11 protein-coding genes and 1 pseudogene are annotated in these 12,273 nt (G+C 56.7%); 10 read left to right on the forward strand and 2 right to left on the reverse strand.

Going from position 1 to position 12,273, the window contains the following annotated elements:
- The first annotated feature begins 34 nt into the window (after positions 1–34).
- From ODJ80_RS00340 to vanT, 8 genes and pseudogenes are all read left to right on the forward strand, one after another.
- Positions 35–1,192 (forward strand): tyrosine-type recombinase/integrase, encoded by a 1,158-nt coding sequence (locus tag ODJ80_RS00340; protein ID WP_263040434.1) that lies wholly within the window; start codon positions 35–37, stop codon positions 1,190–1,192.
- Between the two features lie 155 nt (positions 1,193–1,347).
- Positions 1,348–2,526, forward strand: coding sequence for a tyrosine-type recombinase/integrase (locus ODJ80_RS00345; RefSeq protein WP_263040435.1), 1,179 nt, complete (start codon positions 1,348–1,350; stop codon positions 2,524–2,526).
- A gap of 85 nt (positions 2,527–2,611) precedes the next feature.
- Positions 2,612–3,304 (forward strand): VanR-ABDEGLN family response regulator transcription factor, encoded by a 693-nt coding sequence (gene vanR, locus ODJ80_RS00350; RefSeq protein WP_263040436.1) that lies wholly within the window; start codon positions 2,612–2,614, stop codon positions 3,302–3,304.
- The gene (locus ODJ80_RS00355) at positions 3,288–4,433 is read left to right on the forward strand and encodes a sensor histidine kinase (RefSeq protein WP_263040437.1); all 1,146 of its coding nucleotides are present in this window, start codon (positions 3,288–3,290) and stop codon (positions 4,431–4,433) included. Before vanR ends, ODJ80_RS00355 begins: the two co-directional genes overlap by 17 nt.
- Positions 4,434–4,793: 360 nt before the next feature.
- Positions 4,794–5,351, forward strand: a pseudogene (locus ODJ80_RS00360) (M15 family metallopeptidase); the annotation flags it as partial.
- A complete protein-coding gene (gene vanG, locus ODJ80_RS00365; RefSeq protein ID WP_263040438.1) occupies positions 5,348–6,388 on the forward strand; it encodes a D-alanine--D-serine ligase VanG in 1,041 nt (346 codons plus the stop codon). The pseudogene ODJ80_RS00360 and the gene vanG, both read left to right, overlap by 4 nt.
- Positions 6,385–7,164 carry a D-alanyl-D-alanine carboxypeptidase family protein gene (locus ODJ80_RS00370; RefSeq protein ID WP_263040439.1) on the forward strand — a complete coding sequence of 260 codons (780 nt, stop codon included), beginning with the start codon at positions 6,385–6,387 and terminating at the stop codon, positions 7,162–7,164. Before vanG ends, ODJ80_RS00370 begins: the two co-directional genes overlap by 4 nt.
- Entirely contained in the window at positions 7,161–8,351 is a 1,191-nt protein-coding gene (gene vanT, locus ODJ80_RS00375) for a serine racemase VanT catalytic subunit (protein WP_263040440.1), read from the forward strand. Before ODJ80_RS00370 ends, vanT begins: the two co-directional genes overlap by 4 nt.
- A gap of 325 nt (positions 8,352–8,676) precedes the next feature.
- Here the strand turns inward: vanT and ODJ80_RS00380 are convergent, their stop codons facing one another.
- Both ODJ80_RS00380 and ODJ80_RS00385 read right to left on the reverse strand, forming a co-directional pair.
- Complete coding sequence (locus ODJ80_RS00380; protein WP_263040441.1) at positions 8,677–9,090, reverse strand: type II toxin-antitoxin system VapC family toxin; 414 nt, start codon at positions 9,088–9,090, stop codon at positions 8,677–8,679.
- Complete coding sequence (locus ODJ80_RS00385) at positions 9,087–9,311, reverse strand: type II toxin-antitoxin system Phd/YefM family antitoxin (RefSeq protein ID WP_263040442.1); 225 nt, start codon at positions 9,309–9,311, stop codon at positions 9,087–9,089. The genes ODJ80_RS00380 and ODJ80_RS00385 overlap by 4 nt, the downstream gene beginning before the upstream one ends.
- 847 nt (positions 9,312–10,158) lie before the next feature.
- On the opposite strand from ODJ80_RS00385, the gene ODJ80_RS00390 reads away from it, so the two are divergent.
- Positions 10,159–11,130, forward strand: coding sequence for an AAA family ATPase (locus ODJ80_RS00390; protein WP_263040443.1), 972 nt, complete (start codon positions 10,159–10,161; stop codon positions 11,128–11,130).
- A gap of 709 nt (positions 11,131–11,839) precedes the next feature.
- Positions 11,840–12,250, forward strand: coding sequence for a ribbon-helix-helix domain-containing protein (locus ODJ80_RS00395; protein WP_263040444.1), 411 nt, complete (start codon positions 11,840–11,842; stop codon positions 12,248–12,250).
- Positions 12,251–12,273 lie beyond the last annotated feature (23 nt).

Genomic DNA, 12,273 nt, shown 5'->3' on the forward strand with positions numbered 1-12,273 from the left:
CATCGCGCTAAAGATTTTAGAAAGGAGAAACGATTTGGCAAGCATCAAACAACTTACTGATCGCAAATTCAAGATCACCATTAGCAACGGCTACCGTCCTAACGGAAAGAAAATCTGCAAGGCCAAGACCATTACCGTCCCGGATTCGGTGAAGCTCAGGGGCATCCCTCAGTACGTTGCTCACGAAGCCGAGGAGTTGGAACGCCTGGTGAAATCCGGTTTCGCCGAGGACAGGGACACCACCTTTGAAACTTATGCCACCCGGTGGTTGGAGCGTCAGGTCAAATACGCCCCCGGCACTCTGGCCAGCTACCGCCGGATGCTGGAGAGGGTGTACCCCTACATCGGAGCCATCAAGCTGGGAGAGCTGAGGCCCATGGCCCTGGAAAACATGATGATCGAGTTGAGAAAGAGAACCCACCAGGGCAAGCCCATCCGGGAAGCCACGGTGCAGAAATACCTGACCGTGGTCTCCGCCGTCCTCAGCGATGCCAAGCGAAATGAAATCATCCAGCGCAACCCCGCCCGGATGATTGATCTGCCGGACACGGAACACCGGCAGCAGTTTATCCCCACGGATGATCAGGCACAGTACTTCCTCAACGCTTTGTCCGAAGAGCACATCCTCTACCACGCTTTCTACGTCCTGGCCATATACACTGGCTGCCGCCGGGGAGAGTTGTGCGCCTTGCGGTGGAGCGACTTCTCTTTTGTGGACCATTACACCTGGAATCTGGTGGTGTCCCGCTCCCGCAGCGTGGTGCCGGGGAAAGGCGTGGTGGAGGGGCCTACTAAGAATGGCCGCAGCCGTTCCATGACCATCTCCTACTACGTGGTCAGTACACTGTGGAGCCTGTACGACTTTCAGAAGCGCATGGCCAGGGAGAACCACCGGAAAGTAAGCCCCTACCTGTTCGCCAATGCCCAGGGGGAGCCGGTTCACCCGGACACCTTTACCAAGCGCCTGCGAAAGATTTTCCGGGAACTGGGCTTCCCCTCTTCTTTTCATCTGCATACCCTGCGCCATTACTTTGTCTCCGCCATGCTGCATGAAGGGGTGGACAAACAGACCGTTGCGGAGCTGGCAGGCTACGGGGACACCTCTTTCTTGGAGAGGACCTACTGCCATCCCCAGATGAAATTGAAGCAGGAGGCCGCCGAAAAGCTGGAGGAAGCCCTGTTCCGGTTCTGAAAACCAGGTACATCGCTGGGGCTTGCGGGCAGGATATGCTGCCCCTTTTGTCCAAAGGGTAGAAAGTGAAAAAGCCACTAGACTTCCGGCCGCACGTGGGGTAGTGTGTGGTTGCCTCCACAGGAGCAATCCCAACAGGAAAGAGGTTCTTTATCATGGCAAGCATCCGCAAACGGGGAAACAGCTACCTTCTGGTGGTGTCCATGGGCTACGACCCAGAGGGCCACCGCCACAAGCCCCAGCAAAAGACCGTCCACCCACCCGAGGGCCTGACTCCCAAAGCCAAGGAAAAGTGGCTGGAAGAGGAAGCCGCCCTCTTCGAACGGCAGTGCAAAAACCAGCCGTTGCCTGTGGACAAGTCCATCACTCTGGCGGAGTACACCGCATATTGGCTGGCCCACATCGCCCCCGGCAAGCTGGCAAAATCCACTTTGGCCAGGGACAAGCAGGACATCGACCGGTTCCTGCCGGCCCTGGGCAGCTACAAGCTCACCGACCTAAAACCCGAACACTTCCGCAATCTCTACGCAACCTTGCGGAAGCAAAAGAACTCTGTGACGGGAAAACCGCTCTCCGAGAGCACCGTTGAGGGAGTCCACGCCTGTCTGTGTGGGATCCTCTCCGATGCCATGGAGGGCGGTTTTTTGTCGCAGAATCCGGCCTGGCGCACCTACAAGTACGCTGGCAAGAAGAAACAGAAGCGCAATGTGGCGGACGAGGAAACCACCAAGCGGCTAATCGCCGCGCTGGAGAAGGAGAGCATTAAGTACGAAACTTATTTCAAACTCATCATCGCCACGGGGATGCGGCGAGGGGAGTGCTGCGGTCTCAAATGGAAGGACGTGGACTTTTTCGAGAAGTCCATCCACATCTGCCGCAACGTGGTGAAGGTCACGGGGGAAGATATCATCGTAAAAGAGCCTAAAACTGCCGCCGGGGAGCGGTACGTGTATTTCTCCCTGGAGATGTCCAGTCTCTTGAAAGAATACCGAGCCTTCTGTGAAAGGGAGTTAGAACTCCATGAGGGCAGAGAACTGACCTCGGAGGATTATATCTTCCGCCGCCATGGGGCCGATTTGCCCATGACACCCAGCACTTTCACCTGGCGGTTCAAATTGATTTTGAAGAAACACAACCTGCCCCAGGACTTGAACGTCCACAGCCTGCGGCACACGGCAGCCAGCCTGATGATCTCTGGCGGAGCCGATGTGGCTACGGTTTCCGGGCTGCTGGGGCACTCCCAGGTGTCCACCACGCTGGATATTTACACCCATGCTTTTGACGAGAAGAAGCGGGAGGTGAGCGCTCAGATGCAGGGGAGGATGGGGGTGTGAGACCCGCTCTTTCTGTTCTTAGGATTTTCTTAAAGAAATCCACTGGGAAGTGTGCTATACTGAGAGCAGCAAAGGAGGGGATGACATGGCGGAGAAGATTTTGGTGGTGGACGATGAGCGGGAGATCGCTGACCTGGTGACCCTGTATCTGAAAAACGAGGGCTATGAGACACTGGTTTGCTACAACGGGCAGGAGGCCCTGGAGCAGATCCAGGCCGGACCGGTGGATTTGGCCATTTTAGACGTGATGCTGCCGGAAATCAGCGGCTTTGAGCTGTGTAGGCGCATCCGGGAGAGGTACCAGTACCCGGTGATTATGCTCACCGCCAAAGGGGAGGAGCTGGACAAGATCAACGGCCTGTCCCTGGGGGCGGACGACTACGTCACCAAGCCTTTCCTTCCCCTGGAGCTGGTGGCCCGGGTGAAAGCCCAGCTGCGGCGGTATAAGCGCTACAATGGGGAATTTTTACAGAAAGAACCACTCACCTGCGGTGGCCTGGTCATCGACGTGGAGACCCATCAGGCCTCCCTCAACGGCGCGCCCCTGTCCCTGACGCCCACCGAGTTCTCCCTGCTGGCTGTCCTCTGCGAAAACAAGGGGAAGGTGGTCTCCTCGGAGGAGCTGTTCCGCCGTGTTTGGGGGGAGGACTACTACACCAAGGACAACAACACCATCACTGTGCACATCCGGCATCTTCGGGAAAAACTGGGGGACTCCTTCGAGCGTCCCAAGTACATCAAAACCGTGTGGGGGGTCGGCTATGAAATGGACGCGTAAGTACGGGCCTTTGGCCGCGGGCTGCCTGTCTCTGCTGGCGGTGAGCCTGGTACTGTACTTCCTGTTGGACACGGTGTTCAACGGGGTGTTTGTGGACTGGGTGGAGAGCACCTTCATGCTCACCTGGGAGGAATATGTCCCCTCGGCCGGGACTTACGGCATCGTGCAGCACATCAACTGGCACTGGGTCAAGCCCTTCCTGCTGGGGATATTGGTGGTCAACGGCCTGCTGTGGGCCGGGGCGGTGTTTGTCACCCGGCAGCTGGCCCGCCGGAAGAAAGAGCGGGAGGACGCCCAAGACATCGCCGAGCGGCTGCGCCAGGCCCTGGATTCCGATGGGGACGCCAGCCAGGTCTTCCCGCCCCAGCAGCAGGAGATCGCCGCCCAAGTGGCGGAGTGGAAAAGCAAGCTGCAGCGCCGGGAACAGGCCCTCCAGCAGGAGACCGCCCGGAAAAACGACCTGATCACTTACCTGGCCCACGACTTGAAAACGCCCCTCACCTCCGTCATCGGCTACCTGAGCCTGCTGGATGAGGTGCCGGATATGCCCCAGCCCCAGCGGGAAAAGTACACCCACATCGCCCTGGAGAAGTCCCAGCGGTTGGAGGGGCTCATCAACGAGTTTTTCGACATCACCCGGTATAACCTCCAGCAGCTCACCCTGGAAAAGGAGCCGGTGGACATGAGCTACCTGCTGGTGCAGCTCACCGACGAGTTCTATCCCCTGCTCCAAGCCCACGGCAACACCATAAAGCTGGATGTCCCCCAGGAGCTGACCGTGGAGGGCGATGCCGGGAAGTTGGCCCGGGTGTTCAACAACCTGCTGAAGAACGCCGTATCTTACAGCACCCCGGGGACCCCGATTCGCCTGTGGGCGGAACAGGCAGATGAACAGGCGCGGTTTTTCGTGCAAAATCAGGGAAAGACCATTCCCGCCCACCAGCTGGACGCCCTCTTTGAGAAGTTCTTCCGCCTGGACGAGGCCCGCTCCACCGCCACCGGCGGCGCGGGCCTGGGGCTGGCCATTGCCAAGGAGATCGTCACCCTCCACGGGGGGAGCATCTCCGCCCACAGTGAACAAGGAGTGACCACCTTTACCGTGGAGCTGCCCACGAAAAAATCTTTATAAAATCTTAGGAAAACCCTAGGCAGATCTTAAAAAACAGGGGATCCCTTTCTGGTAGGATAAAAACCAGAAAGGGGTCCCCTTTTATATTGTTTCGAGAAAGGAAGATTTGCCATGAAAATGAAACACGCGGATATCCAATGGAAGCAGCCCGCTCCCAAAGGCCACGGCTTTTCCCTGTTCCTGTGGGTGATGGTCCTGCTCTTTATCGCCTTTGTGCTGGTGATAGCCTACGCCGCCCTCACCTGGAAAGCACCCACATCCCAAGAGCCGGGAAGCCAGCCCCAACTGGGAATAGCGGCGGAAGCCGAGCCAACGTCCAGCTCGGAAAGCGGTTCAGCCTCCGCTCCCGTGAAGCAGCCGGACGGGGAGTGGAATCTGCTGCTGGTGAACCGCTGGAACCCCCTGCCGGAAAACTATACGGTGGACCTGGTGGAGGTGCCCGGGGGCCAGCAGGTGGACGAGCGCATTTACCAGCCTTTGATGGAAATGCTGGAGGCTGCCAGGGAAGGCAACTGGGGAGAGCTGCCCCAGGTGCTCTCCGGCTACCGCACCCAGGAGGAACAGGAGCGGCTGTTCCAGGAGGAGATAGACGGCAATCTGGCGGAGGGCTGCTCGGAGGAAGAGGCCCGGGAATTGGCCCAGCAGTGGGTGGCTGTCCCCGGCACCAGCGAGCATCAGCTGGGCCTGGCGGTAGACCTGGGCGGCGCTACCTATGACGTGTTCTTCTGGCTGCAGGAGCACAGTTGGGAGTACGGGTTCATCTGGCGGTATCCCGGGGACAAGACCGACCTGACCGGCACCGCCGAAGAGGTCTGGCACTACCGCTATGTAGGCAAAGAGGCCGCAAAAGAGATCTACGAGCAAGGGGTGTGCCTGGAGGAATACCTGGAGCAGAAAAAGGGGGAAAATGGGCAATGAAGAAAATCCTGGTACTGTTTGGGGGCTGTTCGCCGGAATACGCCGTTTCCCTGCAATCCGCTTACAGCGTGCTGCGCCACATGGACCGGGAGCGTTACCGCCCCATCCCGGTGGGGATCACCCAGGCGGGGGACTGGTTTCTGTATACCGGCAAGTGGGAGGCCATCCCCGCCGGGACATGGCAGGAGCGCCACTGCCTGCCCGCCGCTGTCTCCCCCAACCGGCGGGATCACGGGCTGCTGGTCTGGCGGCGCGGCGGTATGGAAATCATACCGCTAGATGGAGCCTTTCCCGTGCTCCACGGAAAAAACGGTGAGGACGGAACGGTTCAGGGCCTGTTGGAACTGGTCGGTATCCCCGTAGTGGGATGCGGCACCCTGGCTTCCGCCCTGTGCATGGATAAGATGCGGGCGCATCAACTTGTGCAGGCAGCTGGGGTAGAGATCCCGCGCTCCCTGGTTTTTGACCGGGAAACCTCGGAACAGGAACGGATGGATGGGGCGGCCAGCCTAGGCTACCCGCTGTTTGTGAAACCCTTGCGCGCAGGTTCGTCCTTTGGCATCTCCAAGGTGATGAGCTCTGACCAGCTGCAGGGCGCCTGGAAAAGTGCCCTAAAGTACGATGAAACCATGATTTTAGAGGAAGCTGTTCCCGGTTTTGAGGTGGGCTGCGCCGTGCTGGGGAACAAAACCTTAACCATCGGTGAGGTGGATGAGGTGGAGCTTTCCCACGGCTTTTTTGATTACACGGAAAAGTACAGCCTGCGGACCTCCGCCATCCATGTGCCCGCCCGCGTCACCAAAGAACAGGCGGCGCTGGTGAAAGCCGCTGCCGCAACCGTCTACCGTGCCCTGGGCTGCCGCGGGTTTGCCCGGGTGGATTTCTTCCTGACCCCCTCCGGCAATCTCGTCTTTAACGAGGTCAATACGATCCCAGGATTGACGGCCCACAGCCGGTTTCCAAAAATGTTGGAAGCCGCCGGGATCCCCCTGGAGGACGCTGTCACCCAGGCCATCGAGGAGGCGTTAGAGCCATGAGGGAGGTCCTTCTGCCCCAAGAAATGATCCGCACAGGGGACTTGATTTTGGTTAACGCCCAGTTTCCTTTTCGTGAAACCGGTACGGACCGGTTTCTTCTCCCGGCCAGCTTTGGGGGCAACCGTGTCTTGCTGGACGGCCGGGTAGCACGTCTGCTGGAAAAGCTCGTCCTGGATTTGGGAGGCGGCGAAACCTTGTGCCCGGTAAGCGGCTGGCGCTCCCAGGAGGAGCAGGAAACCATCTACACCCGTTCCCTGCAGGAGCACGGGCAGCACTTTACAGAGCAATATGTGGCCTTGCCCGGGCACAGTGAGCACCAGACAGGCTTCGCCGTTGATTTGGGCCTGCGGAGCGAAACGATAGACTTTCTCCGCCCAGACTTCCCCTACGAGGGAATCTGCCAGAAATTCCGGGAGCAATCGCCCTTTCGCGGGTTTATCCAGCGGTATCCCCAGGGGAAAGAGAACATCACCGGCATTGCCCACGAGCCCTGGCATTTCCGCTATGTGGGGGAGCCACACGGGGAAATCATGGCAGCCAAACACCTGACGTTGGAGGAATACCACCAGTTTTTGCGGCAATTTCCCACCGGGAAACGGTATTACCTTTATCGGGGCAAGGGGCTGAGAGCGTACCTGTCCTATCAACGGGCCAATCCAAGCGGCCCAACGCTTTGGCGCCCACGCCAGGACACGCTGTATTACTCTGTTTCGGGGGACAATCAGGAGGGCTTCCTCTTTACAGAATGGTGCCGGGAAGGAGGCAAAATCTCGTGAGCCTATTACCGCCACCCCCGGGGTCTCTTGGCTTTCAGGAAATGCTGGATCCCACCGCACGAGCATGGATTCAGCTGGACAGCGAAGCGCTGGCCCACAATGTCCATCAGTTGGAAAGCCTTCTCCCCCAGGGCTGCCAGCTGATGCCCGCTGTAAAGGCCAACGCCTATGGCCACGGGGCCGCACTGGTGACACGGGAGCTGAACCGCCTGGGCATCCACAACTTTTGTGTGGCCACAGCCCTGGAGGGCGCGGAGCTGCGCCGGCAGGGCATAACCGGGGAAATCCTGGTGCTGGGGTATACCCACCCCACCCACTTTCCTCTGCTGCACCGGCACCGGCTTACCCAAGCTGTCCTCGACCCGTCCTACGCTGGGCTTCTGGAAGAATACGGGAAATCTCTGTCCGTTCACCTCAAGCTGGACACCGGGATGCACCGACTGGGACAGCGCGCGGAGGAATGGGAAAAGCTGCTTCCCATCTTCCGGTACAAGTATCTGAAAGTGACTGGTGTTTTCACCCATCTGGCCGCCTCAGAGGATCCCTCTCCCCGGGCCAGGGAATTTACCATAGCGCAGGGCAAAGCCTTTTATCAGGCGGTGGCTCAGCTGGAAAAGCACGGTTGCTCTTGTGGGAAAAACCACCTGCTGGCCAGCGGAGGCTTGCTTCATTACCCCCAGTTAGGCGGCAGCTGTGCTCGGGTGGGGATCGCCCTGTATGGGGTACTGAGTACCCGTGACGAGTTGGCATCCTGCCCGATCTGCCTAAAACCGGTGCTGTCCCTCAAGGCCCGGGTGGCGCAGGTAAAGGAGGTCTATCCTGGAGAGACAGTGGGGTACGGACTGGGGTGGAAAGCTCCCCAGCGGCTGCTCGTTGCCATCCTCTCCATTGGCTACGCAGACGGAGTGCCCCGGGCACTTTCCAATGGCCGGGGAACGGTGCTGCTTCACCACCGGAAAGCTCCCATCGTGGGGGCAATCTGTATGGACCAGTTGATGGCAGATATCACGGAAATCCCTCAAACATCCCCCGGAGACATTGCCACCCTTTTGGGAAAGGATGGGGCGGAGAAAATCACGGTCTACGATATGGCCGAGGCAACGGGCACAATCACCAACGAAATTCTAAGCCGGCTGGGTGCCCGCTTAGAACGTATCCAGACCAAAACAGGCGCTTACAAGTACTAGCGCTGTCAAGAGGCCGGTTTACTTTTCCTAACATTAATAATTAAGAAAACTCCCAAAGGAATATCCTTTGGGAGTTTTGGTGCGCCCGACTGGATTCGAACCAGCGGCCTACAGAGTCGGAGTTATCAGGCCGTCAAAGAAGAAACCCAGGTTTCATGCGGGTTTCAGGTACATCGCACAAAATTAACAGCTATTTGCAAAAACCGTGGAAGCCCTTGATACGCCTGGGCTCCCGCGGTTTTTCCGGTTTTTAGGAAATAGTAGTCAAACAGTAGTCAGAGGGCGGGCAGAAAGAGAAAAGTAACAGGGCGAAAGAGGGAAATTTTCAATTTAGCATCTCTAAAAGTGTCCCCGGCGACACTACCTGGACAGGACACCCTTCGGCAGCTAGGAAATCTTCGTCCCGGGTGACAAGATAGTCAGCCCCTTCTTGTGCGGAACACACAGCTAAGACTGCATCCTCGTAATCTTTCATGGGGGTTGCCAACGCCTTACTGCAACCATCACCATCAACGGGTGCCACGTCAAAGAGAGCCAAAAGGTCAGCGACCGCCTCACGAGCCTTCTCATCGCCGATAGTCTTTCTAGCGATGTAATAAATATCCGTAATGCTGTTTGCGGAAATGATTCCCCCGATCTCTTCGGCAGCAACTTTCCGAACCAGTTCCAGAGCAGCCTGCGCATTGGGGCGATGCAAAATGAAGTCGAGAATCACGTTGGTGTCGAAAGCTACTTTCATTTTTTGCTAAGCCGCTCCTCCCGTTCTTGCTCCAGGTCAACATCCAGTCCTTGAGGGAACAATCCCAGCAGATGATCCAAAGTGGCCTTTTTGTCGACTTTCGCAGTGACCAGCTTGGCAACAATCTTTCCATTCTTTGTGATGAAGATATCCTGGTCGTTAGCCATGGTCACATACTTTCCGGTATTCGTTTTCAGTTCGGAAATGGAAATTTGCGTCACAAAAACCACTCCTTTTTCTAAAATATTTCGGTCACTATTATAGTAGCATAACCGCTCTTCTTTGTCAACTTAACAGGTCTTTTTGGCTTCAGCGTAAATAAATTGAGCATGTATCAGCAGAAGAGAGTGTGTCCTCCTAATTATCTTTTAGAAAATAGTCATAACAAAGACAAAAAAGAAAAAGGCCCTCCAACAAAGCCGTCCATCTTTCCCTGTTTCCCCGCTCACTCAAGGCGGAGATTTTCTTTTTTTTCTGCCTGAGCCCGGCTCTTCCATTCTCCATTGTACCCGGATTATCTCCTGCCCAGCGTCAATCCATACCGGCAAAATTACTAAAAACGAGCTGAGATTTTCAAATTTGTTTGTGCGTCAAGAATTTAACTTTCGGGCCTATTTTTTCTTCAAAAACCTCAAAATGCAGAAGAGTTATTTCTGTTTCACTCCCACATATGGGGGTACCCCCCTGTCATGGTGACAGGGGCCCCCCTTGTTTTCTTTCGGACTTCTCTCTACAATGAGAATCACATTTTGAGACAGGAATAAAATTTCCTGTCCGGTAAACTTGCGAGGTGTTGGAAATGATTTCTCTATAACATTCTTATGCTTTTAGGATATTACTCCCACCTTTTGCAAAAGAGGTGGGAGTTTTTGTATCCTCGCAGACATGAAAAGGCACGGAGGAGAAGGCCCCCTTCCACCACTGCAGGAAGAAAAATTGAACTCGGCTTAGCCGTCCGCCGGGCAGTTTTTCCTCAGCCATTGCAGAGGACTGACTCAGTGGCTTTCCGCAATTAAAAACACTGCTCCCACCTTTTCCCTGGGAGCATCGAAAGGAGTGCGAAGTTATTTGCCAAAGAATCAACCCGAACTGAAACTCATCTCCCTGGAGGACGTTGTGGTGGAGCCGGTGCGCTGGCTCTGGTACCCGTACATTCCCTTGGGAAAACTGTCCATCATTCACGGCGACCCAGCCGAGGGCAAGACCACCCTGGCCCTGTGGATCGCGGCGGCCTGCAGCCGGGGATTGGCCCTCCCCGGCGGGGAAAATAAGGAACCCCTTACCGTTCTCTACCAAACTGCCGAGGATGGTTTGGGCGACACCATCAAGCCCCGGTTGCTGGAATCCCAAGCGGACTTGAAAAAGATCTACACCATTGACGAAACGGATTTTCCCCTCTCCATGCTGGATCACCGCATCGGGGAGGCCATCCAAGACACACATGCCCAGCTGATGATCCTCGACCCCATGCAGGCATACCTGGGAGAGAAAGTGGATATGAACCGGGCTAACGAAGTGCGCACGGTGATGAAGGGCCTGACCCAGGTTGCTAATCAAACCGGCTGTGCCATCGTCCTGGTGGGGCACTTGAACAAATCTCAGACTGCCAACAGCGCCCAACGGGGACTGGGCTCCATGGACTTCCGAGCGGCGGCCCGAAGCGTTCTGCTGGTGGGCCGGCTCAAGAATAACCGGGACATCCGGGTAATGGTGCACGACAAATCCTCGTTGGCGGAGGAAGGACCTTCCCGTGGCTTTACCCTGGACAACGGCACCCTCCACTGGCAGGAGGGATATGAGAACCTGACGGCGGACGAGTTGTTGAGCGGAAGAAGTCCAGATTCCAAACTCACATTGGCGGAGCAGCTTATCCTAGACACCCTGGACAAGCACCCCATTGTTCCCGCTAAAGTGATGTACCGCTTAGCGGAACAGGCCAGCATCTCTCCCAGAACCCTTAAGGAGGCCAAACGCAATCTAACTGGCTATGTGGAGTCCGTCCGCCTAGCCAACGAGTGGAATTGGCTGAGAAAAGAATGAAGGGTGCAAGGGTGCAAACGGACATGGAGTACACTTCCTCATCTTGTGTTTAGAAAAATCAAATCGCCTACATATTGTGTGTAAGCAGAAGAGTACACTGGTACGCATTGCCTCCTTGCACCCTTTGGAAAGCCCTGGCAAGTGACACCAATCCCGTCCCCCCTCTAGCGGAATTTTGCGTCCCTTGCGTTCCTTCCGGCACTTGGGGACCACCCACAGTCAGCCGCCCCACAAAACCACCCAAGGCCCCCGTTTTGCCCCCAGGAGGCCCCGTGTGGCGGTTTCCACCCCAGGTGGGGGAAACAACCCGTCCCCGTCCGTTCCGGGGCGATTTGGGCCACACAGAGCCCAGTTTAGCAGAAAGAAAAGAAAACGGCCCGGCCCGGAAAGCAGCCGCCAGCGTAGACGGCGGATGCACCAGCTTTTGACCTCCCACCAGGCACACGGTTTCCTCAAAACCAGCAGTGGAGAGAGGTGTGAAAAACAAGCAGGTGAAAGGCCCGGGGTCGCTGGAGGCGTCCCGTGCCGGGTCACTTCGCCCGGCAGAGCCGGTCGTTGAGGGATTTTTCCCAGGCGTCAATTTCCCCGTTTTCCGGGGTCGGTTTGGCGACCTTGGGGTCACGGACGGGGTCAGAAAACAAGAATTTCCCGGCGGCAAGCCATTTTTACGGGTGTCACCGCCGGGGTCAACGAAAGGATGAAGAAATCTATGGCAGAAAAAGATTTGAAACGGAAATTCGCCCTGTGGATTCGCCCCTCCCTGCTGGAGGAGGTGGATTCCCTCTACCAAAAGGACAACTGCGCCAGCCGCAGCGAGTTCATGGAAAAGGCTTTACAGTTCTACATTGGCTACCTCACTTGCAACCATGCCCAGGACTACCTGGCCGACGTCATCCCCTCCACGGTGAAAGGCATCATGGATGAAACCGCCAACCGCATGGGACGGCTGTTGTTCAAGATGGCAGTGGAGCAGGCGGTGACGGAGAACATCCTCGCCGCTGTCTGCAGCGTAGACCAGCAGGATTTAACACGACTGCGAGGGGAATGCGTTGAGGAAATCCGCAAGACCAACGGGATGATATCCTTTGACAAAGCGCTGAGTTGGCAAAGAGATGGCTGACGCCATCTCTCCGAGTTTTGCTT

The organism is Acutalibacter sp. LFL-21, from assembly GCF_025630755.1.
Classification (GTDB): Bacteria; Bacillota; Clostridia; order Oscillospirales; family Acutalibacteraceae; genus Acutalibacter; species Acutalibacter stercoravium.